This window comes from Caballeronia sp. KNU42 (genome assembly GCF_053760385.1).
This window is the reverse complement of the sequence record NZ_CM132388.1, coordinates 4061654-4084683: the sequence shown is the minus strand read 5'-3', so window position 1 is coordinate 4084683 and position 23030 is coordinate 4061654. Positions and strand designations below refer to the sequence as shown.

Below are 23030 nucleotides of genomic sequence, written 5' to 3'. Positions count from 1 at the left end.
TATAATCGTTTTATGGATAACAAGCGCCCAGGTTACTCACTTGAGGCGTATCGGAGACAAGGTGATGGACTCGCGGCTTATTGAGTATTTCCTTCGAGTAGCGGAGCTTGGAAGCATCAACAAGGCAGCAACCGACCTTCGCCTCTCGCAGCCTGCTCTGTCGCGGCACATTGCGCTGCTAGAGCATCAGATTCGGGCAAAGCTCTTCACTAGAACGCAGGGGGGGGTCCAGTTGACTGAAGCTGGCACCCTGCTGTTGGAGCGGGCGCGTCCGATACTTCGACAACTCACCAAGCTAGTCGAACAGGTGGGTGACAGGGCAGCCGGTCAGTTGTCCGTCGGTGTCCCACCGTCATGGCAATACCTGTTCACCTCGAAATACATCGGCAGGCTTGTCGAACAGTATTCCGGGGTGTCATTGAGGGTGCACGAAGGGGCAAGCCACGAGTTAAGGGAAGTGATGCACGCTGGCATGCTGGACCTCGCGATAGTCCCCTTCGAGGGCTCACCTCCCAATGGCTACATCCACACACCGCTTATCCGCGAGCCCCTCGTTCTTGTTTCGAAGAAGGAATCCGAGCTAAGACGAGAGAAGCCGGTGCCTTTGTCCCGTATGGACAACCTGAGGCTCGCCTTGCCGGGCAAACCGAATGTTATCCGCACCCAAATCGAGAACACTCTGTCGAGAAAGGGATTTGAATTCAAGACGGCTTTCGAAATTGACGCCATGTCGCTCTCGATTGAACTGGCTCGTCAGGGGGTTGCCGACACGGTCACCCCGTGCTGCGCCATCAGCGGAAACCCACGCCTCGAGGCAGAAGTCTCATGGAGCCCGATTCGCGGGATGTATATGACGTGGGCACTGTGTGAAAACTCAGCTCGGTCGCACTCACAAGCCGTCCGCGAAGGACAGCGACTTATCTTCCAGATGGTGGATGAGATTGTGGCCAGTGGTGTATGGCTTGGCGCGGAGCGGGCAAGCAAAACAGCTCCGGCCGGTACGTTCGAGTTTGTTGAAGAGAATTGATTGCAGAAATTTGCTTGTGTCGTTCATACCGCTTCTCGATTAGGCAGGGCAATTGTGGCTCGTCGCGATGACGAGCCACAACATGCCGAGGCTTTACAGACCAGCAGAACAGCAAACCAACAATCAAAGATCAAAATAGAGTTCGCATCCCGACCCGTAGGACGGTTTGACTTGCACTAGAGGATGTCGCGAATGTGCCATTCACCGACGCAAAAGCATCAGCGCCGCCGCTCGCGCGTTGATAGATAGCATTGACGTACACGTCCGTCCGCTTGGAGAGCAGATAGTCGAGCGTGATGCCACCCTGGTTCGAATGGTTGTTCGTCAACTGGTCATTGCCTTTGGCATAGATGTACTGCGCATACAGGAACAAATCAGGCGCAAAGGTGTAAAGCCCGCCTACCTCGTAGCTGTCGACGTGTGCCCCGTTGAACGTATTGTGCGTGTTCACATAAAGCACATCCAACGCAAACCGCCCAAAGTCGTATCGTCCGCCGGCGCCGAAGTTTCGAATCCCCGAATCTCCGTTATCGATTCCGTCTTCTTTTGAATAAGTGTACGCCGCGTCTAACCTTAACGGGCCATCATCGTAATGGGTCTCAAAGCTGGTCAGATTGTTGCGACCGGTCTGCCCGGCAATGTTACTGAAGCCGTACATTGCACCAAAGCCGAATCCCGCATATGTCTTCGATGTGAACTTGACAGAATTCGGCGTGGCTTCGCCGCCTGCGATTCGTGTGTAGTCGAATGTGCCCAGAGGCGAACCGAGCTTTGCAAAAGGTCCACCAGGCAGTTGATACAGGCTCACATACGGAATCTGGTGACCCCATCGTTCAATCGACAACGTTTCGAACATGTAGTCAAACTGCCTCCCAAGGGTCAGCGTCCCGTACTGGGATGCGAGTCCGACGTACGACTCGCGTCCGGACAAAGCGCCACCGTTCGCCGTGCCGTTGTTGAGGTTAGGCTGCGAGTCCATGACAAAGATGGCTTGCAGGCCGCCGCCAAGGTCCTCGATACCGCGAATCCCAATGATGTTTGGCGCCTGAATGCCAGTCGCCGTACTTACAAGCGAGTGGCCGCCTGAATTGCTCACGTAAGTGATGCCCACATCGAGAATGCCGAACAACGTAACCGAGCTTTGCGCGTGCGATAACGTTGAAAGTGTCATAAGGATAACTACCGAAATAATTTTTTTCACAAAGCACTCTCTATCTTCTGATGACGAACGCGTCCCTTGCCGACATGGCGAATGAAGCCGGACAAAGATGACTGGTGAGAAAGGCCCGTCTCGCGTTTGACCGCGAGCAGATTACGGTGTCCGGCCGAACAACGTCGTCCCATGCCAAACCTGAGGTACGAGCCCGACTTGCTGCTGACGGACATCAATCGGGAAATTCCGACCCGAGTATTACAAACAGAGACCTGGACTTATACAGACGCGATCGCCAACCTTCACGCAATGAACGTGACTGCCGACCCGCTCCACTACGCGGGACGCATCGGGTCCGAAGATAGCCGGAAGTTTGGGCAACGGAGGGGACGGGAACCGTTGCGGATAGTGAGCGACGACGTTGCGGAGGTTGGGTACAACGCCGTAGGCCTTAGCCCGGATCAGACCGTCTGTCGGACGCGGTTCCGGGACCGGAATCTTGTCGACCTTGCCTTCTTCCTCAACTTTATGAAATCGTGCAGCACGCACATTTGTCATGCTCGTCTCCTTTAAGTTTGCGTTTACGTTGTCGTAAATTCGCCTTGTCCGCGTGCCTGCATCGCACCCGCTTCTTCGCACAGCAATAGTCGAAACGTTGTTTGGACTGAAAGGCAGCCTCCTCGGTCAGGTACGCGCCCATTTACGGAGCGGTCGAGACTTTATGAAATTAGAGCGGCATAGCGAGCCTTGCTGCACCTGTGCGGTGTCGCGCACGCAACTGGTGGGCTTTGTGCGAGGGGCCATGGGAAGATAAGTTACCGCAGAGCGGCAACGGTCGGTTATGCATTCGACCTATAGCTGTTATCCAGATTACACGGTCTTCAAGCATGTACTACGCTGTCTTTGGGGTAGGTCAAATTTAGATGACAAACGTAGGGGTGCGTTTATTACTGGCCACAACATCATAGTTGACAGCGGAGCCACAATTGGCCATCGAAGCAAGGTGCCCTGGCACCGCGCGATCAAAACCGTTTTGTTCTGAACAGTACGAGTTGTCGTACCGTGGACGCGACTGTGCATTTTTGACACAAACCAGCTTGTCGAGGATGTTCCGCAGTCAATGAGGTAGGCGATGACGAGGCCCTTCATCCGTCAATTCTCGTACGGTCTGTTCGCCGCTAAAAGCCGGGTTAGTGGCATCACGCTGAATCGAGAGCGCCGCTGTTGGCGCGTCCGCGGAGCTGCTTAAAAGAGAGCAAAAGCAGAAATCTGGGAACGCCGGTTTAGGCTGCGTGAAGGTGAAGCCGAATTCCTTCGCGCGCCTCTTTTTCCACATGAGGGCGGGAAGCATGCACCAACCAATAAATTGGACGATGCCCAACTTCCGTATATCGTGGGATGGTTATCCTAGGGCGCGTGTGTACTCTAGAAAAGCCCGACGGGATCGCGCCGGCGATCCCACGAGTAAATGATCAACTCGGAGCGACGAACGGCGTGACCGCCTCCACCGACCGTGTACTGAATGTCGAGCGTCTCAATCTCGAATCCGGCAAACACCGCTCGCATATCGAGATGGTCGTTCAGACTGACGATCGCTTTCCCCTTGATACTTTTCAAAAGTTCAGCCATCCGCTCGTATTCGCCGAATTCGAATGGCAGACCGTATCCTTCTGTCTTCCAGTACGGAGGATCGAGATACGCGAACGTGTGAGGACGATCGTAGCGCAGAAGGCACGCGTGCCAATCGAGGTTTTCGATGAAGGAACCACACAGACGTCGATGGGCTGCCGCCAGTTCTTGCGGCAGGTAGTCAAGATTCAGACCGGGTCCGGCCGTCGTCGCCGTACCGAAGGTCTGGCCCTCGACACGTGCACCGAAAGCCTCCCGTTGCAGAAAGTAAAAGCGCGCAGCGCGCTGGATATCGGTGAGCGTTTCGGGCGGTGTCATCTTTAGCCGTTCGAAGGCCTGCCGACTGTTCAGCACCCAACGGAACTGGCGTACCAACTCATCTGGATGATGCTGGACGACGCGATAAAGGTTAATCAACTCGCCGTTCGCGTCATTCAGGACTTCCACCTCCGCTGGTGGACGCAGGAAAAACAATGCAGCGCCACCGGCAAATACCTCAACGTAACACCGGTGAGGTGGAAACCTGGGTATGAGCACATCCGCCAGACGACGTTTGCCGCCAATCCACGGCACGATCGGGTTCATCGTAGTATTCCCATCGCTTAGCGTTCGGGATCCGGATCGTCAGGGTGCGGGTGGACGTCGACATCCGGCTTCTGGTTACTTCGAGACGGCACGTCGGGATGATCGCGTTGATGGGGTCTGCTCACCGTCACTGGCATTTGCTGCACGAACCCGGTGACATCAAGGGCCAGCTGCCGGTCGTCCGGGTCATCCGAGGCGGCCAGCGCCCGCCCGATCGCCCACCAGGCTTCGAGCACCGGTTGATGGCCATCGACCACCGCCTGGGTTGGAGGCGACGATGGCGAACCCTTGGCGATGCCACGCTCGCGCATATGGACCACCGCCTGCGAGGCGTAGCGACGCGTGACACCCCGCGTACGACGTGGCGTGGCATTGGCCTCCACACCGTACTCGCGCAGGCTACGTGCAAAGCCTTCCCGCCATCGCTGCAGATCCGCCTTCCGCGGATTCAGGCGCGTGCCGTCCCGTCCCTGCATCTGCACGCACAGGTGAACGTGCGGATGCGCTTCGTCGTCGTGTGCCGCAAACACGTAGCTGAAATTCCCGCCAAACTCAGCCCGGGCGAATGCCCGTGCCGCATCGCGCACCGCCTGGCGATCAGTGCCCGGCGGCATCGAGAACATCAGATTCAGCGCTTCGCGCTTGCGGCTCTGTTCTGGGATGCCACGTCCGCTGCGACTCCATTCACGCACCAGGTCGTTCACGTCCTCCTTGCCGTGTATCGCGTCGCCATCCTGGTTCTCAAGTTCGACGCGGCCGTTGCGAGATACGTATAGGAGATGGGCACGAATCGCCTGCATTCCGTTTCGGCCGCCCCGCCTGTTCGTGATCTTAAGCATCACCTCCGGTACGTTCCTGACGGTGCGAACAATCTGAGCACGCAGGCGCAGCGCACCGCCTGGTCGAGGGCGGCCACCTTGTCGCGCCCCGGGTCGGCGAAGTCCGTTAAAGAACAATCGGTCGCCCCAGTTAAGCAGAATGTCGTCGACATAGCGTTTGGGCAGCGGCATGATTTCTCCTCCAGTCAACGACCCCAACGCTCGACGTTTGCCCGCATGACCCGATACACCCGGTCCAGATGAGCGTCGACTTCGCCCATGAGTGCCTCGACCAGCGCCAGACAACGAGGATTCACATCCGCCCCAGCGTTCAAGGCGCGTGCCATCTGGTTCAGGTTGCGACCAATCAATGCGAGCTGCGAATTCGATTCGCTTAATGCGGCCAGTTCGGTCGCACCGAATTGCGGGTCTCCGCCCAGATGCGCCCGGATCAGCGCAACGATCCAGCGATTCGGCGACAGGCCTACCGAACGTGCGGCCTGCTGTGAGGCGGCATATTCAGACGGAGTGAGGCGCAGCTCGATACGTTGGTGACGGCCCCGCTCCGGCAGGAACTGAACCTCGAACAGCGGTTGGGACGCGTCACCTAGCACATGGACCATCAACGCACGCAATGCCTCGCTTTGCGAGACACCTGCACGATCACAATAGGCACGCCAGCGGGCCTGCAGGTCAGTTGGCCGAATATGAACTGGACGGATTTTCATAGGGAGGGCAGCGAAGGGTCGGGGTGATTCACGGCGCGCTCGATTTCCTTCGTCTGGGACGCCGTCGAAGGGGATGGCGCATGACGCATGCGGGTCGGCGTTGCATTCCGGTCGTAGCGCCGCGGTGCCGGGATCGTGACGCCCTGCTCCTGCAACTCGCCGACCAGTCCCGCGCAATGCGCCTGGACACGCTCGATCGCCCGCTCACCAAAGCCCTGGCGACGCATCACCTCGCCAATCACGGCCACGTGTACCTGCTTCATCTGGTCAGCATCAGTCAATGGCCTTACTGGCTGTAGCGTCGGAGAATCATTCCAGAACTTCTCACGCACCCGCTCGATGGGGTCAAGCGTCTCACGGGCTTGCGGCAGGCCTTCTGTTCGCGCCGCCTCAGCAGGCTGCTCGTGCCGATACTCACGTTCACGCTCCCGGATCTGCACATCCCACGTATTCCGGTAGACCTCCTTCGGCCTGACGCCAGTCACCTCGCCCGCGTCGTTCAATACCGGGACGTTGACCGTGACCCATCGTTTGCCGCGATTTTCGAGCGCCACCACATCGCCGACCTGCGCGCCGGCCGCGGGGATCGCGCGTCCAAGATCGATCCCCCAGATCGTGCGCGGCCCCGCCAGGTCAGCGTACGTCACGAAGTACGACGGGCTGTTTCTGGGATTATTCCGATAAGGCGCCTCACCATGTGCGAGCAGTTCGCCGGTGAGTTGCGGTGCTGATGTGGCAGCACTGGGCGCGCCCCGCGCTTGGGTGGTCCGCTCTGCCGTCATTGATGATGTGTCGCCCGATGGCGGCATGACAGGGCTCGACTCGCGCGTCATAGCCGCCTCACTCGCCTTACCTGTGGCCTCACTACCCACGTCAACGCCAACGGGAACGCGGACGTCTATGCGATTGGTCAGCCGCTCTTCACGCAGGGCGTCGAGCCGGGCCCGGTCGACGGGCTGCGGTTTGTAGCCCGCGACCTCGAGACCACGCAAGGACGCATGCAGCCAGACCTCACGTTTGAACTCGTCGCTGCCACCCACACGAATCGAAGTCCAGCCTTTCGCCGACGCCATCTCCGCCATCGATTCTGCGATGTCGCTACGGCTATGTTCGGTGACAAGGCGCGCGCCCCGATCCTCGAATGCAAGACGATGCTGCTCGTCCTTCAGGAAATACTGGTTGCCCGAGCGCAGATAGCGCTTCCTGATCAGCTCCGGTGGATCCTGCAACGGCTGCGTTGACAACTTCCGGGCTAATCCGGTGTCTAGCGCCGTTGGTGGAGCAAATGCCGACGCCACGTCGTCGCGGCCCGGGTCGGGCGCGGTTGCCGTCTGTTCGGGCGAAACAGCTGGGTGGGGCTTCCCTGTGCCGGGTGACGCTTGCCCAGCCCCTTGCGGTGCAGACGGATCTGGATCCGTCGCTCGTGTCCCGGCCAGCTTGCCCACCGCATCTTTATCAGGCGCAGGCGGTGAAACGACCGGCTCAATGACATTCTTGAGCAGTGCAGCCGTCTTCGAGGCGTCTTCGTCGCCCAATTGATCGCTGTTACCCATGATTGTCTCCCACACAGTTTGGGCACGCGCGGCAACCGCGTTCGCCCCCGCTCTAACGGACAACATCGCGGTCTGCCAGATCATTTCCCGACTGACGGGCAGCCTGCGCGGCGCGGCGCCTCTCCCTGATCCGATCCCAGGTGTGGGCCTCGAGCTGATCGAGCACGCCGTCATGCGACGCCAGATCGGTCATACCCAATTCCTTCGCTGATTTCTTCAGCGACGCCACGACGCCCGTCAACCGGTCACGGGCACGATTCCATGGATACACCTCCGGCCGGTCATCGTCATAGGCGATCTGGACGTCAGCGCCATTCAGCCGCTGGTGGTCATCTGCCCATCGCAACCGGTCCGAGAAAAACACCAGTTTGTCCTTGCGGTGGAACACGACACTGCGCGGCGCTACTTCCTGGATCAGATAGCCTTCGGTGTTGAACACCTCCCCGCGATACATGCCTCCTGCGCCGTAACCCGGTCCATGGCGGTGCGGCGTACTCATCTTCAGGTCGGCGCCAAACCGGTATTGCGCCGCAGCCCGAACCTCCTGCGGCACGTCTTTCATCTCGAAGAGGTATCCGGCATCCTCCGCGGGTCGACCCGTCTCATGCACGGGCTTCCCCGGCCAGATCGCCGGATGTACCGGGTTTGTTTCGCCCTGAGACAACAGCCTCTCTTTCACTTTGCCCATTTGCCACCTCCACTTCATGTTCAGCCGCGCCCTTCATGCGCTCGCTTCATTCGATAAATCACCACGGCCCTCAGCTCTCTTTGTAGACCTACGGGGACGTTCCCCCGCCGTGCCTGATGCCGCCTCTCTGGAAGCGGCCCTCGCCTTCCGCTTTCTGGATCCGCCAGGTTCACTGTCAATCGGTACGACAGTGCCTGCGCTAAACATGCGGCGACTGAGCCCGGCAAGCTCGCTCTCCGGCAACGGTGCGTCCACGCTCACAGGTGTCGATTCGATACGGGCCAACGAGAGTTCCGCCTGCGTGATGGCGTCTTCGGGAATACCGAAGCTCCGGAAATAGGTATCAACGTAGGCTACGGTTTCGCTCCATTCGAGCATTTGCCGCTCCCCGGGTAAATCGCCGGGACGCCAGCCATCCAGGCACTCCAGGTATTCGGCAGAGAGGCTGCGCAGCCGGCCGATATCGGGATCGATGTCATCAACCGTCACTGCACGCAGACGGCCGTCGATCTTGGCGAGAAAGAGGGTTACGTCGAGCTTCCGGACAGGCGGTGGATTAACCAGCCGTGCCTGGAACACCGGATCGTCGTAATAACGGATCTTGTCAGCCAGGATCGGTTTGGTGTTTTCCAGAAAGATGATTTCCTTGTCCGCTCCGATCTCCTTTAATTCCTGCGCCATCATGAGCGGGCGGCGTTGGTCCGATACGTTCTCGCTCGCACCGCGTTTCGCGGACCACCCACGTGGCTGGCTTTTGCTGCGCGCCTTCTCGGTGAAATAACCCAGCATCTCCGAGTATTCGTTCGCATCCTTCTGCTCACGTGGCGCAAAGGCAATCTGCATCGCGTGATTGGTGATGAAGGTCCGGGCGTCCGCGCGTCCCATCACCGACTCAAGCTGGGCGATTGACTGTACGACCGGCAGCAGGCGAAGGTTGTAGGCCGCCATGTACGACACGGCCTTAACGATGATGTGGACCTTACCGATCGCGGTGAATTCGTCCATCAGCAATAGGCAGGCATATTTCAAAGCCGGGTTGTCCTGCGGCATCTGCTTGGTATTGAGGTTCACCAGTTGCGAGAACACGAGATTGATTAGCAGCGCCGCTTCGGCCAGATGGTCCGGCGTGATACCGATATAGATCGACATGCGCTTGCGGCGCACGTCCTTCAGATCGAAATCGTTGGCACTGGTCGCCGCATCGACGATCGGATTGGACCAGATAGTGAGTGGTGCATTGAAGGTCGCCAGCACACTCGCCAGAACCTTATCGTCGTTTGCCAGAAACCGATTCAGTGCATTGATACACGCACCCGACAGAGTGTCGCGGTATTGATCCAGCATCCGGCGCAGATAGATCTTGACGGTAGTGCCGTTACCCGATGACTGGCGCAGCACTTCGCCCATCGTGACCGGATAGTCCGGGATGTCCGCAGCCCTTGTACGATCGGTGCGCCGGGCATCTCGCAATTCGCACAACAGCAGCACGATGCCGAGGAACAGATTGCGCGCCTGGTCGGCCCAGAAGCTGTCGTAACCACTACGGGGATAGAGTGCGTAGCCGATTGCGAGGATGTCCCCCACACGGAACACGCCATCTGTGATGCTCGATAGCAGGTTGTACCGGTGTGTCCTGAAATCCTCGGCAAACGGGTTAAACAGATAGACTTCCTGACCGTATTGGGCCCGAAAGCCGGCCGTGGCGTTGAAATTCTCCTGCTTGATATCGAGCACCACGACCGATTCGGAAAAGTTCAGTAGGTTCGGAATCACTGCGCTCGCGCCCTTGCCTGAGCGGGTGGGCGCCGCCACGAAGATGAACTGCTGCCCGGAAAACATCAGGTAGCGGCCCCGATATTTACCCACCACGATGCCTTCCGGTGCCATAAGACCGGCACGCCGGATCTCGGCAGCCGTCGCAAACCGGGCACTACCATGCAGTTCACGCCGGCTACGTGCATCGAGTACCGCGCTAGCACCCAGCGCCGGTATGCCGAGCCCAACGAGGCCCGCAAGCCAAGCCGACATGGCCAGCGTTCTGCCCGCATTCGGCCGTTGTTCAGGCCATTGCCCACTGACGTGATACAGCACCGCGCCCGGCCAACTCCATAGACGTGCGTGAAGCGGGTTATGACGGTTCAGGGCAAAGAAGATGGCGCCGGCCAGCCAGCAGTTGACAACAAGCGTGCCGCCAATTGCAACGAGAATCACCAGCACGGTGACGATCCGCCGACGATGGCCCCACACCCATTGCGGGCCAACCGATGCTGAAGAGAATGTTCGGGAGAACATGACGTCAAGCCCGTCTGATGTCGTGCTTCACACACGGATCGAAGCCGATTTCCGTCATCACGCGGCGCTTGCCCGTTTGACGACCCGTCGCATCAAACACGGGACGTGCTTCGATGTGCGCCACGATATCGGTGGTCAGCGACAGCAAGCGCTTGAGCGCTGTATCGGCATAAACTGCAGCCTCTGGATGTTCCTTGACCATTAGCGCAAAACGCTCGATGGCGACCGCACGCGACTGTGCGTGGTAGCTCGTGATGGAACCACTATGGCCGGTCGTAAGCAGCTTCAGAAAATCGTAAGCCTCGCTACCCCTTAGCTCTGCCAACAGCACCCGGTCCGGCTTCATGCGCATGGCACTGGCGATCAGATCTGCCGGCGTAACGCGGGCTTGCCCCTGTTCTCCCTTGCTGTAAAAGAGGTGCACACAGTTGTCGTGGTTCGGCAGCAGCAGCTCGTGGACGTCCTCGATCGTCAGCAGGCGCTCCGTTGCCGGAATATGCTGGCACAGCGTTTTCATGAACGTCGTCTTGCCGGACCCCGTATCGCCCACGATCGAGATATTTTTTCGGGCCTTGACTGCACCCTTGAAGAAACCCACGTAATCCCGGCTTTCGAGCGCGCTGACCAGTTGACGGTCTACGATCGATAGATGCGCGCGCGGCTCTTCACCCGGAGCCATGCCGGCCAGAACTGTTTCCTCGAACAATCCGTCCTGCCCCCATTCGTCGAGCGTCTTGAGGGTCGCGGATGGACGCCGGATGGTCACCGAAACGGTCCCCTGCGGTACCGCTGGCGGAATCACGAGTTGAATGCGAGCGGCGTGGCCAGTGCGTCCCAACTCGGCCGGCAGCATGGCAGACAGAATCGGGTGTTGCGGTGAGATATCCTGGTGCGTGAAGGTGGCAATGGCCACCGTCAGCGAGAGCAACCGCTGGTAGTCCAGTTCCGGCACGTTGTCGCTGGTCCAGCCCCTGTCGGTTTCCGTCAATACGAAGCCGGGCTCATTGATCGCGACCTCGGTAATGTCTGGCGCATCCAGAAATGGCAGCAAGGGCCGCATCAGTTCGCGCACCGACGCATCGTCGGCAAGCCGGTCGAACATGAGCGGACCGGTCTCGATCATGGTCTTCATGGCCTACCTGGTCCTGTCGGCTGCAACGCGTAGACGCGACTGAAATCAAGGTCGCGTGCCACGTAAATGCTGACGCGATCTCCCTGGTTCTTGGAAAGCGTCGGCAGGATATTGATTGTCGAGTCGAGTACCCGGGCCGCCTCGTCGTTGCCCGTCTGCTGGGTGTCGTTGAACTCGATAGCGCCGGTCGAGCTGCCGTTGCGCGATGCCGCATAGCCGATCGCGTCCTGGATCGTGCTCAACATGAAAGCTGCCCCCAAGCGCTGCCACCAGTGGTTGTCGACGTAACCGTCGAAACCGGTGCGCCCCAGAGCATCTGCCGCGGGCGAGTCGAGCGAGACAATCACGCCGAGAGGCGTCTTGATGCGGTCCCACAGTACAAAAATGCGTTTCTGCCCCTGATGCACGTTGGACTGGTACTCACCCATGACCTGCGAGCCACGTTCGATCAGCACCACATGGCCGTTATCCGAATAGATGTCCTTGGTCACCGTGCAGCTTGTGATGCCCGGCGCGGTGGAGTCGAGCGCGGTATCGAGGACGCAATCAACGGTCGTACCCTTGGTCAGCAGGAAATTGCGGTCCCCCAGAAAGCTCGCGGCGGCCGTCGGGGTGGAGGTCGAACGAAATACTTCCGCAAGCGGGCCTGTCTGCGCTGTCGGTTGTCCCTGCCCGGAACTGGCCTGCAAGACGCCACCTGGCAACAAACCGTCGGACACAACACCTGGCACCGCGCCTGGCATCGCAGGTGATATGCCGCCCGCGTTCACCCCGCTGCTGTCACCACCGGCAAGCAGGGGCGCGTCGTAATAGCTGTGGACCGGCGCCGTGGCCCGAGATGTGCGGCTGGATGCGGTGGGTACAGTCGGCGGAGACGCCGAAGGTGGCACCGCAGAGGAAGCCACGTAGGTACGCAACGCCCCCGAGGCCGGCTGAGGACTGTCGTCGCCAAACACTCTACCGGCGATCTGCTGGGCACTGGCATCATCCCGACGTCCGCTGTGTGCCTGCGAGCGCATCGACAACAGATGACGCACGGTCCAGACCGCACCGGCCAGCACCACAACAATAATCAGAAGCATAAGCCACGACGTTGTACTGTGGGCGCCTGCACCCCGCCGGTTCAACCCGGGCATGCCACGATCAAAGCTGGAACCTGGTGAGCCTCCTGCCGGGTTGGATTCCGCCGTGCGCCCTTGCAGGCCAACATCGGCCATTGTGGTATCAGCCATTGACGCGTCGGAAATCGAATTGATCGAATCGTCTTGCGCCAACTGGCGTGGAGAACGATGCAGGGTCGGCTCAGTCATGATCGCCCCGCAATGTACGCGCGACACCGGCCGCCGTGGTGCCATTCTGAGGGGGCACGCCGTCGGGATCGTAGGCGTCGTTCCACAGGCCTACAACCTCTTTACCAAGACGCAGCACGAAGCGCTTCGCAACTTCATGCACGACGATCGTGTCGCCGTCCATGTGCGAATCGACCAGGCTTTCGGAGCCATCATCCTGTAACTGGAAAACCGCAGGAATCTCGTGATTGGCTGGAATCCGGATGTAGGTGAAGCGTCCGTTGTCATAGGCGAACACCGGCTCGATATCATCCGATCCCGGTTCGACCTGCATCGAATACTTCAGATTGCGAATGACTGGCGGCACGGCCAGGCGCTGTGCGACCTCGCTCGCAGCCTGCTTCCCGACCGTCTGCGCGGGTGAAGCAGGATAGACAAAGCTCACCCGGTACATCTCATCGTCATTGCCGAACTTCGCCTTCAGCGGAAGCACGACGAGATCGAAGCTGTAGCTGCGCTTATCGGTGCGAATATCCAGATTGCTGTCGTGCGCCTCCAGCTTCGGTTTGATATAGATATCGTGATCGCCCTTTCTGGCGATCACGATCCAGCCCTCCGAATCGCCGGGCGCCGCGACCGCGATGTGCTCATTGGGATCGAGCGCGATATGCGTGGCAAAGCCGCGCTGCGCCACCACTCGAACGACATCGTTCGGGTCATAGGCGATCTGGCGCACACGCTGATCCTCAAGTGCACCAGGTATCGCGTAGGCCAATGCATGGGCACTGATAGTCGCCACTATCAGGCTGAGAAGAAGCGTTTTCATTGGGCGCCTCGCGGATATGTCGATGCGGACGTCGATCCAGATGTCGATGCAGCCGTTGCGGCCTGAGCAGCTTCATGCGATACACCGGGCGACGTGAACTCAGGATCGACGCGATAGGCCGTCACCTTGAAACCGAGCGGGTTGTCGATCGCGAGTTGCTCGCGCACGAAGATCGATGGACGATAGGTGAAGGCCAGCGTGGCGACGTATCGGGTCGGCGGCTCCGCATTCTCGACACCGTTCTTGCGCACGGTGCGCTCGAAGCGCACAACCGCTCGACCCGGCTCGCCGGGCGGCAACGTAATCGAGAGAATCCGGATGCGCCACTCGGTATCGGATTTCAGCTCTCGATCCTGCGCGTTCGGGCCGTCGTAGATATCACGGTACTGGCGCGCCACCGCCGGATCGCTCATGTTCAGCACGTGGTCATAGTCGCGCTGCAGGATGCCCCACAGATAACGCTCGCGCGTCTCGACGTATTCACCGACCCAGTGTTCATCCTGGATGTCGCTTGCGCGAACCTTCTGCGCATCGGTAACGTCGACGACCTGAGCGGCACCGGTTAGCCGGTTAACCTCGATGACGAGTGGCACGATCCGGTAGAACGGAGCCATCACGGCTAGGCCCACTGCGCACAGGACCGCCACGGCCACCGAGGCATAGGCGACGCGCCAGGCACGACGTTCTGATTTCTCCAGCGCTTCGGTGGTGGAGGCCTCCCAGTCAAGGGCGCGCGAGAAGTGCGTCGTCGGACTCATTTCGCGTCCCTCGGCACGGTCGAAGCGTCTGGCGTACTCGGTGACACATTCACCGGAACGCGATGAGAACCATCCGCCAGCGCCGGTTTCGGCGGGGCACTGCTGCAGCCCGCAGCGAATAGCAGGAGTACCGTATAGGTGAGCTTTAACGGGAACTGTTTCATGGTCGACCTCACTGTCCAAATGACACCGGACCAACGGTGTCCTGCAGGCGCCCCGTCGCTGCCGCCCGGCTCATCGCAGACTCTTTTCCCTGCTCCTGAACTAAGTGATCCTCATCGTCGACCAGCATCCTGAAGAGCTGCAGCTTCGTCATTTCGCTGTTGACCGTCGTGGTCTCGGTCTGGATGCGGGCCTGCAGTTCCGCGATGCCCTTCGGATCCTGTGTCGCGTCGATCTCCTGCAACAAACCCTGAATCTGGTTGAGCTCCTGCATCTCCGTTTGGTATGCCTGCTCGCCAAACGCCTTGTCCTGGAAGGGCTTATTCAGATCGCGCTCGCAAAGCTGCGCGGCTGAGCCGGTCTGATCCTCGCAGTTGTAGATCTGGCTCGCCTGCCGCAGTTGCTGCGCGGAGCCCGTGAGCCCCGCGTACCCGCCGTTCTGGATCGCCGTATAAACACTCATCCAATTAGCTGGCAGTGAATTGGCCTCGACCGGATTGCTCAGGATCGAACCAAAGCCGCGCACGCCGTTAAGCGAATTGAACAGCTGCAGTTCCTGCTGAACCTCCTTTTCGAGCTGCAGTACCTGGCTAATCGCCTGTGCAACGTTGGACGCATCGAACACCGGAATACCCTGCGCCTGTGCCACCCCGATTGCCGATGATGCACACAGCACGGCGAGGAGAAACTGGATACGGATTGAACGCGTCATGACGCCCTCCACTAGTTCACTAGGTATTGCGGCCGAGATGCGCCTCGGCGGCCCGCCGGTAGGCCGGCGTAGATGGAGTGATGGCCCCGCCGGAAGACGGAGTGACCGGCGTTTTCATCGCCGTGGTGAAACGCCGCATTGCGAAGCCCGCGATGAAGGCGCCCACGCCGCTCACGCCCGCGCTGCCGCCAGCGAGTGCTGCAGCAAAGTGATGCAGCTTCAAACCGACCCAGGCGAGCAAAAGCGTGGTGACCACCAGGCCCAGTGCGCTCGCGATGGCGTTCAGACTCATCGAGCCGTCACCGCCAGAGGTCACCGAGCTGGTCGACGATCCAGTGGCCGCCCCTAGCCACGCGAGCGCGCTTTGACCGATCGACGTCGATCCGGTACCGGCGCCACCCGAAGGGAGAACGAAGGCGTTCAGCTCCTGGCTGTACGCAGCCAAGGCCATCGCCAGAAATGCGGCAATCAGTACCTGCAGCACGACGCAGTAAGCGACCTTGCTGACCCAGGCATCGAAGAAGCGTGCCGAGGGTGGAAACGCGGCGCACGCAATAAACGCTGGACCGAGTGCGAGGACCAGATCGAGACCCACGCGCGCGACCACGACTTCACCGGCCAGTACGATCATGAACATGCCGGCGGCAAGTCCCACCAACGTGCCGCCGATCAGTTCCCCTATTGCGGCGACGATCTGCAACACCGCCCCGTCGTGCACCGCCTGCGTGTAATACGCCTCGACAATCGTGTCGGTCTTCTGGTCGTAACAGTCGAGCGCGGTATAGATACTCGTGTCGGTGGCGACGCTCGCCGTGCAGGCGCCGCCGTTGTCAGCTGATTGCGCGATGACCTGTGCCAGCCCACCGGCGACACCGTTGACCGCACCCACGACCTCGCTCTGGTAAATACCGCCGGAGAGCGCAACAGCCATGATCAGCGCGATCTTCGTGCCACGCCATGCGAAAGCGGGAACCGGCTCGTGCGTTTCGCCGCGCATCGCGGCGAGACCAAACAGCAACACCCACAACGTGATGGCGGTCGTCACGATCGGGACAATGGCGCTGGCAATCGCCGACGAGGTACTGTTGACGAAAGTCGACATCCCCCGTTCGAGGGTCTCACCGACCGTAATAAAGATCCCGGTCCCGTTCATGGCCGCTCCCCGGCCCCGGCCCGTAGCGCAGACACATCTGCGCGCACAGAATGCAACCTTGATGCAGCACGCCGCGCCGATAACCGTTCGTGGAAAACAGGACGCCACCGGGTCGGATCGTCTCCCACTTCCGCCCGGATCTCATCGAGCAGTTCGACGTTGTCGGTGGTGCCCGACAGGATGTCGAGCACATCACTGAAGTCGGACAGATCAAGCCTGGCGATCGCCGACCGGTGCCCCTGCTTGACAAGGAACATGCGGCTCGTGTCGCCAAGGTTGCGTACGATGTTGAATTCCGCTTCGGTGAGCTTGAGGCCATTGACGTAATCGTCGTGATCGGCGCGGGGGTTCGGCAGGAAGAAGAACGTGCCCGACTGCTCGACCATCGTCCGGGCGTTCTCGCTCTCGAGCAGATCGGCGGGTGATTGCGTATCGAAGATGCCAAAGCCGTTCTGCTTGCGGATTGTCTTCTGCTTGTTTTTAGCAAAATCGGCAAAGACCGGATCGGCCAGGCGTTTCCAGAATTCCGTCATCACATAGATGAAGCGGCGGCCGTCGATGAGACTCTCAGTCAGATACAGCAGCACCATCGTGACCGGTGTCGATACTTCCGGGTCGTCGAGCAGTTCCGTATCGTCAAAGCCGAACAGGGTGTTACGCGTCAGATCGATGCGATCAACCGGGTTATCGAGCACCCAGCCCAGACGCTCGCCGGCACACCATTTTTTCAGCCGCGCGTATAGGCTGTTTTCACCAACGCTGGGCAGCAGTTGCAGCACCATCGACAGGCGCCGGGTCGGCCGGTCCATGCGCGCTACTTCCCGCACCGCCCGCGACACGTCCTGTTCTTCCCGGGCCGACAACGTTTCGCCCGGATCGGTAACAAGGCGCGTGACGAGTTGTTCCCAGAACTGAATGTTCGCCGCGGTCGGCTCGAGCTGGAACGGATTGAAGCCGGTCGGCTCGCCGCGCCTGAGCGTCAGGTAAGTACCGCCCATCGCCCTGATGGCAATCTCGGCGCCACGGTCCTTGTCGAAGAACACGCACGTGAATTGATACTTCATCGCCAGCGCGAGCAGGAACATCTCCAGGGCAGTCTTGCCACCGCCTGACTGGCCAATGAGCACCGTGTTGGCGAGCGCCTTCTCGTCCCGCGCGTCGGCCTTGTCCGAGGTGACGTGGAAATTGACGTAGTACGGCTGGCCGCTCGGCGTTTTGAGAATCGTGACCGCCTCGCCCCACGGATTGCCATCGCGCTTGCCGGTGGCAAAATTGTGAAAGCTCGACAGACCGCAGAAATTGCGTGAGGTGATCTTCGCTTCGCGCGGCCGGTACTTCCAGTTGCCCGGCAGTTGCGCGAACCACGCAGCATCCGCCACCAGGTCGATGAGCGCTGTCTGAAAACCCGCGTCATTGAGACTTGTGCGTGCTTTCGCAAGGTTCTTGCTCACCCGCTCCGGCGTCTCGCCGAAAACCGCGAGCGAATAATGGTAGTCGCCCATCACGAAGGCCCCGCCGATCAGATCATCGAGCGCCTGGTTCATCGCAACGATTTGGGACTCGGCCGCATCCTCGGAGGCGATCAGCTGGTTGCGCTGGCGCTCCAGTGCCTGCTTCGCGGATGCCTTGTCGAGGATCGTTAAACTCTGGCACTCGATATATTCGAAGTCGCCATAGAGCAGTGAATTCAGCAGTCCTGGTTCGGAGAACTGCGGATAATCCTTGAAGTCGAGCAACGCGCCGTGTCGGGTCTCCGTCGGCGTGCGGATCTCGATCTGTTCATTGCCGAAGAACAGGCGTGAAGTCGGCAGGTATTCACGAATCGGCGACGCCCGGACTGGCACAGGCTCCCAAACCCCATTGACCAGGTAGCCAAGAAACTCCAGAAGGCGAGAATACGTGACAACCGACGCGCCAGTCTGGCCTCCGGCGGAGTGGCTGTAGGTCGCGAGCCGTTCGGGCTCGAAGGCCGCGAGACTCGAATCAATCTGCCAGGCAATCTCGTCCAGGACACGGATGGCATCGGTTTGCGCAAGGTGAATGTCATCGAGCGTGCGGCGCGGTACACGGTTAAACAGTGAGCCGAGCTTCGATGTATGCGGCCGGTAGATCACCGTCAGGTACAGTTCATTGGCCATCATCCTGTAGCCCGCGAAGCTGTCGTAATAGCGATCGGCCAGTTCCTGGCAGAATGCGTTGTCGTAACGTGTCGTGAATCGGTCGGAGACGCGTCGCCGCAGACGGTGCGCCCAGAGTGCGAACTGCCCCCCCAAACTGCGAACCAGCTGATTGAAGCCGTTGTGCCGCGTGAGCACATCAATCGGGTCAGCTGCTTCGAACGCGATGCCGGCGATGCGCCAGGTGCGCAGATAGTCGCCGCCGCGCATCTTGACCACCGTCTCGCTGACCAGCGACGAATACGGCAGGTAGTCGGCGACCACGACTTCACGGCGCGCGATGTTCGCGTGTTGTGTCGCGGCGTTCATGACCGGCTCCGGTTTTTGAAGCGGATTGGCGCATAGGTGCGCGCGCCCCAGAAGCGGTGATTGCGCTGGCCGAGCACCACGTGCAGGCGCATCACAAGCTGACGCAAACGTTGGTCGTCGCGCCGGGTCACGGCGCGCATTGCGAAATAGACGGGCACCATCAAGGCGAACGAGATCAGGCCCACGGGCGGATACAACCACAGGCCCCACATGCCGAGGATCAGGAGCAATCCGATGACGGGCAGCAACATGGCCATCGGAACGCTCCAAAGCATCGCTGGCCGGGTGCAACCCTTGAAGACGGGATCAGAGAGATCGTTCATGACGGCTTCGCTCACGATCCGCTGCCGCTGAACATCCAGCCGGCAAACGTCGCAGCGCCTCCAGCCAGCATCGCGCCAATGAAGATGTGGGAGATTTCAGTGAAACGCGCGGCCTGGAACATCAGCTTGAACGCGGCCCACAGAATGGCGATCGTGCAGACGACAACGCCAACTCCTTCGAGTGCCGTCGCCACGCTTTGCAGGAACGTGTTGGCCTGCGAGAGCTGCGCGAACGCCGGCGAGACCAGTCCAAGCGTCGAGACCGAAACGACCGCACGTCGCGCGGCAAGCCGCGCTGCCCAGCTGTATGTAAATTTGCGAATTCGGTATTTCATAATCCACCAATCAAGTAGGATTACTAAATAAAAATAGCTTTCCCTCACCTCTATTTCAGTGATGTGCTCCCAGCTATCTCATGGCGATGATCCGACTACCTGATTCGCCTGCCCCACGCTTCAGAAAACGCGTGCATCGTCGGCATCAGGTGTCTCCGGCGCTGCGGGTGGATCGTGATTTCGGTCTACCTTATCGTGATCGGGCCTACGGTGGTTCGATACATCTGGGGCGTTCGGTACAACCGGAATCGGCGTGCCAGCAGGATCGATTGTAGGAATGCGCGGCAGTGCCCGCGTCATTGCATTGGCGCCCACCCGTTGCACGTAGCCAACCCGATAACCGGTCACGAAGTTACCGCTTGCATAGCACGACAGGCTCGCCCCCAGCGCCTGCTGGGGTCCGGAACTGATTGCCCGTGCCCGCTCGAAGCAGCGCGACAGGATATCCGCGCCCGCAGCAAGGTTCCGGCAGGGCTCGAGTGCGGCCTCGGGCATCAACCCGTAAGCATCAAAATGTGCCCGGTTGATTTGCGCCAATCCGACGCTATAGTCGTAACCCGCGAGCTCAAGTGCGTGAACGGTGGCAACCGCTTCACCCAGGTTGCGTGGTTGTCGTACCAGATGCCCGCGCACGACACCGATCGCATACGGATTGAAGCTGGACTCGGTCCTGACGATCGCCGCCATCGTCGTGGGTGCGACCTCCGGGGCGCAGGCCTGCGCCAGTGTGTTGAAATCGAGCATCATTCCCCACCTCCACCCGACGACGAATCGCGGTACATCTGCTGCAGGAACGCCTGTGCCGAGCGGGACGGATCGTACGCGGCCTGTGTGCTGCCGGGACCATAGAACTCGGGAATCGTCCCCGTACCGCCCACACCCCACCAGACGCGGGTGTAGAGTTCGCCATCGATCTCGACATTGATCGCGCCGCGCGCGTTGCACAGCAGCTCGCTTTGCTCCGAACCACCCCAGTGCAGAAGGTCTTGGCGACAATAGCAGCCGCTCGCGATCGTATTGCCAGCGCTCGCGCCCTGGGATCCGCCTGAACCGAAATCGCAGGTCGGGAACGGATCACCATGACGCAGTGCCGCCCAGAGCTTCTCGATCGGCGGGACACATTGGGCGTACTGCTCCGGCCCACCCGGGTTCGCAAGGCACAACAGGACTTGGCAACCCCAATCATCGGCATGCGCGAGATCCGGCGTGACGATCGAGCCAAGGCCCATGAAGCCCAGCACGATGAGGAATCTGGACACGATCCGTTTCATGTCACACCTGCGCATTGGCCAAGGAAAAGTTCGTGATCGCAGCCATGTCCACTTCGCGAACGTCGCCATCGCTATCGTATTCGACGCAGACCAGACTGGCGGCGCTGCGACGCCTGTCAAGCAGCACCGTAATTTGCCGGTCGTGATGAACGGCTTTCAGTAGTGGAGCGCCAAACCGCGGTTCACTGCGAGTCGGGTCATGCTTGGTCACGCCTACCAACGCTGAACGCTCATGCGGTGCAGATGTCAACGTTCGCGGTCCGACATCGGGCGATCGCGGAACGTCGCGACTGACACGACTCCCGAGGCCCGCAGGGAAACCGTTCAATGCGTCAGTCCCGTCGACACAGCCATCGGCATCGGCTACGATCTGGCCGGCGGCATGCTCCTGGGTGGAGGTCCCCAACGTCGCCTTGCCCGTAAGCGCTGCAGCCAGTTGGCGCACGCCCTTGTAGGTGATGTCATCATGGCTCGCCACAAACGACGCGATGGCGTCTGGCCAGGTTTGATGGAGGCGACACAGCTCATACACGGATCGGACGGCTGGAATGCTCCCCGCGTCATAAGCTGCACGGATCGGGGACGGCGCCTTCAACAACGCCAGATGAAGTGAAATGAATGTCGGGCTTTCACCCATGCGAACCGCAATCTCCTGCTTCGTCCTGCCGGCCTGCAAATGTTTGTCGATGAATAGCGCGATCTCATTGGGCGCGAGATCGTCACGCTTGGCGTTTTCTGCCCATTGCGCAAAATCATCGCAGCGCGCGCCGTCCTTTTCCACGATGGCTCGGATGTGCGCCCAGTTGGCCCGTTTCGCCACGCGGTACCGGCGCGCGCCATGAACGATCCTGTACACGCCGTTGACCGCGGGGCGAACGATGATCGGTACGCGCTGGCCGTGGCTTGCCATATCGTCCGCGAGACGCATCAAGGGTTCCTCCCTGAATTCCCGGCGCGGCTGGTCCGGATCCTCTTCGACTTCGTCCAGGCGCAACGCCAGCACGGAATCGAGGTGATTCGCCGGCAGGTCGTCGAGCGACGCGTATTGGGAGATCAACTCAGGTAGCAGATTCAGCGACAGGTCAGACGATGGATCAGACAACATCGCACACCTCCAGATGCATAAGTTGCGCGATCGCGTCAAAGCTCGGCTTCACTTCCCGCCACGTGTCGCGTGCAGCCGTTTTAGCCTTGCCACCCGCACCTGCGACCGGCTTGCCCAGTTCCCACACGGGCAAGCCGTGGGCTTGCGCTTCGGCTATTGCCGAGCGTCGGGGAATAAACAGAAAGCTTCCGGAACCGTCTGGATGAGGAATCAGGTATTTCGCGTAGTGCCGTGCGATATCGACGAAGTTGGCCTGCTGCACCGGCGTCTGCTCGACCATGTTCGGCAGGATCCCGATGAACGTCAGGCGCGGATTGGCGCTCGCCTGAATCCGCTCGACGCCCCGGCGCCCCTTGATGGTTTCGGTGACACCCTCCACCGCTTCCCGGTTCAACTGGATCGGGCTCACCATGAAGTCGGCGATCGATTGCGCGTAGATCAACCGCAGATCCGCGGTGGGCGCACAGTCGATCAGGCATACATCAAATATGTCAGAGACACGAGCCATGAACCGTTTGACGTTGCTGTGATAGGTGCGGAGCTTCTCCGGCTGCTCGACCACACGCCGGAGCACGTCGTCGGCCTTGACCACGGCGAAGCGGCATTCACTGCGTTCGACGTTTAACTCGCCGTTCATGAACAGCGCCGACGCCGTCATCGGCAAAGTGGTCGCGCGGTGGGCACGCTCAAGTGACTGGCCACTGTTACCCTGATCATCGAGATCGATGACCAGCACGCGCAGACCTAATACGTCATGCAGATAGTGGGCAAGCTGGCAGACCAGTGCCGATTTACCGACACCGCCTTTCTGCGTCGCAATCAGTAGAGTTTTCATCGTGCCATCATCTCAATGGGTTCGGTCCGCTTGTTCGTTTGCCTGTTCGTTGGCTTGTTCGTTCACTTCCCCGGGGCGATCCGACAATCCACAGCGACAATGGGCAAAAAAGAAACCCGCGCCAGTTCTTCACTGGTCGCGGGTTTCAACGCTCTCCTTAACGAGAGCGA

The 23030-nt window shown here is 60.0% G+C and carries 22 protein-coding genes; 1 reads left to right on the top strand and 21 read right to left on the bottom strand.

From position 1 onward, the window contains the following. Positions 1-64 precede the first annotated feature (64 nt). Positions 65-1027, top strand: coding sequence for a LysR family transcriptional regulator (locus ACSOSP_RS18395; RefSeq protein WP_455308721.1), 963 nt, complete (start codon positions 65-67; stop codon positions 1025-1027). Between the two features lie 130 nt (positions 1028-1157). On the opposite strand, the gene ACSOSP_RS18390 is transcribed toward ACSOSP_RS18395, so the two are convergent. The 21 genes from ACSOSP_RS18390 to ACSOSP_RS18290 form a co-directional block, all read right to left on the bottom strand. Further along, positions 1158-2198 (bottom strand): porin, encoded by a 1041-nt coding sequence (locus ACSOSP_RS18390; protein ID WP_455308720.1) that lies wholly within the window; start codon positions 2196-2198, stop codon positions 1158-1160. A gap of 240 nt (positions 2199-2438) precedes the next feature. After that, entirely contained in the window at positions 2439-2738 is a 300-nt protein-coding gene (locus ACSOSP_RS18385) for an alcohol dehydrogenase catalytic domain-containing protein (protein WP_455308719.1), read from the bottom strand. Between the two features lie 867 nt (positions 2739-3605). Continuing rightward, positions 3606-4394 (bottom strand): DNA adenine methylase, encoded by a 789-nt coding sequence (locus ACSOSP_RS18380; protein ID WP_455308718.1) that lies wholly within the window; start codon positions 4392-4394, stop codon positions 3606-3608. A 17-nt stretch (positions 4395-4411) separates the two neighbouring features. Further along, positions 4412-5404 carry a relaxase/mobilization nuclease domain-containing protein gene (locus ACSOSP_RS18375; RefSeq protein ID WP_455308717.1) on the bottom strand — a complete coding sequence of 331 codons (993 nt, stop codon included), beginning with the start codon at positions 5402-5404 and terminating at the stop codon, positions 4412-4414. A 14-nt stretch (positions 5405-5418) separates the two neighbouring features. Further along, positions 5419-5940 carry a plasmid mobilization protein gene (locus ACSOSP_RS18370; protein ID WP_455308716.1) on the bottom strand — a complete coding sequence of 174 codons (522 nt, stop codon included), beginning with the start codon at positions 5938-5940 and terminating at the stop codon, positions 5419-5421. Next, positions 5937-7493, bottom strand: a complete 1557-nt coding sequence (locus ACSOSP_RS18365) for an LPD7 domain-containing protein (RefSeq protein WP_455308715.1) — start codon at positions 7491-7493, stop codon at positions 5937-5939. The genes ACSOSP_RS18370 and ACSOSP_RS18365 overlap by 4 nt, the downstream gene beginning before the upstream one ends. A 52-nt stretch (positions 7494-7545) precedes the next feature. Continuing rightward, positions 7546-8181 carry a hypothetical protein gene (locus ACSOSP_RS18360; RefSeq protein ID WP_455308714.1) on the bottom strand — a complete coding sequence of 212 codons (636 nt, stop codon included), beginning with the start codon at positions 8179-8181 and terminating at the stop codon, positions 7546-7548. Positions 8182-8214: 33 nt separating this feature from the next. Continuing rightward, positions 8215-10473: a type IV secretory system conjugative DNA transfer family protein gene (locus tag ACSOSP_RS18355; protein ID WP_455308713.1), complete on the bottom strand. Its 2259-nt coding sequence runs from the start codon at positions 10471-10473 to the stop codon at positions 8215-8217. Between the two features lie 4 nt (positions 10474-10477). Continuing rightward, on the bottom strand, positions 10478-11605 hold the full coding sequence (gene virB11 / locus ACSOSP_RS18350; protein ID WP_455308712.1) for a P-type DNA transfer ATPase VirB11: 1128 nt from the start codon (positions 11603-11605) through the stop codon (positions 10478-10480). Then, on the bottom strand, positions 11602-12915 hold the full coding sequence (gene virB10 / locus ACSOSP_RS18345) for a type IV secretion system protein VirB10 (protein WP_455308711.1): 1314 nt from the start codon (positions 12913-12915) through the stop codon (positions 11602-11604). The genes virB11 and virB10 overlap by 4 nt, the downstream gene beginning before the upstream one ends. Then, positions 12908-13720, bottom strand: a complete 813-nt coding sequence (locus ACSOSP_RS18340) for a TrbG/VirB9 family P-type conjugative transfer protein (RefSeq protein ID WP_455308710.1) — start codon at positions 13718-13720, stop codon at positions 12908-12910. Before ACSOSP_RS18340 ends, virB10 begins: the two co-directional genes overlap by 8 nt. Beyond that, a complete protein-coding gene (locus ACSOSP_RS18335) occupies positions 13717-14478 on the bottom strand; it encodes a virB8 family protein (protein ID WP_455308709.1) in 762 nt (253 codons plus the stop codon). The genes ACSOSP_RS18340 and ACSOSP_RS18335 overlap by 4 nt, the downstream gene beginning before the upstream one ends. Before the next feature lie 172 nt (positions 14479-14650). Beyond that, entirely contained in the window at positions 14651-15352 is a 702-nt protein-coding gene (gene virB5, locus ACSOSP_RS18330; RefSeq protein ID WP_455308708.1) for a P-type DNA transfer protein VirB5, read from the bottom strand. Positions 15353-15371: 19 nt separating this feature from the next. Continuing rightward, positions 15372-16505 (bottom strand): type IV secretion system protein, encoded by a 1134-nt coding sequence (locus ACSOSP_RS18325; protein ID WP_455308707.1) that lies wholly within the window; start codon positions 16503-16505, stop codon positions 15372-15374. Then, complete coding sequence (locus tag ACSOSP_RS18320; protein ID WP_455308706.1) at positions 16502-18991, bottom strand: VirB4 family type IV secretion/conjugal transfer ATPase; 2490 nt, start codon at positions 18989-18991, stop codon at positions 16502-16504. Before ACSOSP_RS18320 ends, ACSOSP_RS18325 begins: the two co-directional genes overlap by 4 nt. Continuing rightward, positions 18988-19329, bottom strand: a complete 342-nt coding sequence (locus ACSOSP_RS18315) for a type IV secretion system protein VirB3 (protein WP_455308705.1) — start codon at positions 19327-19329, stop codon at positions 18988-18990. Before ACSOSP_RS18315 ends, ACSOSP_RS18320 begins: the two co-directional genes overlap by 4 nt. Next, positions 19326-19649 (bottom strand): TrbC/VirB2 family protein, encoded by a 324-nt coding sequence (locus ACSOSP_RS18310; RefSeq protein ID WP_455308704.1) that lies wholly within the window; start codon positions 19647-19649, stop codon positions 19326-19328. The genes ACSOSP_RS18315 and ACSOSP_RS18310 overlap by 4 nt, the downstream gene beginning before the upstream one ends. Positions 19650-19769: 120 nt before the next feature. Beyond that, positions 19770-20396 (bottom strand): lytic transglycosylase domain-containing protein, encoded by a 627-nt coding sequence (locus ACSOSP_RS18305; protein WP_455308703.1) that lies wholly within the window; start codon positions 20394-20396, stop codon positions 19770-19772. Then, positions 20393-20920 (bottom strand): hypothetical protein, encoded by a 528-nt coding sequence (locus ACSOSP_RS18300; RefSeq protein ID WP_455308702.1) that lies wholly within the window; start codon positions 20918-20920, stop codon positions 20393-20395. The genes ACSOSP_RS18305 and ACSOSP_RS18300 overlap by 4 nt, the downstream gene beginning before the upstream one ends. A gap of 1 nt (position 20921) precedes the next feature. Continuing rightward, a complete protein-coding gene (locus tag ACSOSP_RS18295) occupies positions 20922-22025 on the bottom strand; it encodes a ParB/RepB/Spo0J family partition protein (RefSeq protein WP_455308701.1) in 1104 nt (367 codons plus the stop codon). Beyond that, positions 22015-22860 (bottom strand): ParA family protein, encoded by an 846-nt coding sequence (locus tag ACSOSP_RS18290; RefSeq protein ID WP_455308700.1) that lies wholly within the window; start codon positions 22858-22860, stop codon positions 22015-22017. Before ACSOSP_RS18290 ends, ACSOSP_RS18295 begins: the two co-directional genes overlap by 11 nt. Between the last annotated feature and the right edge of the window lie 170 nt (positions 22861-23030).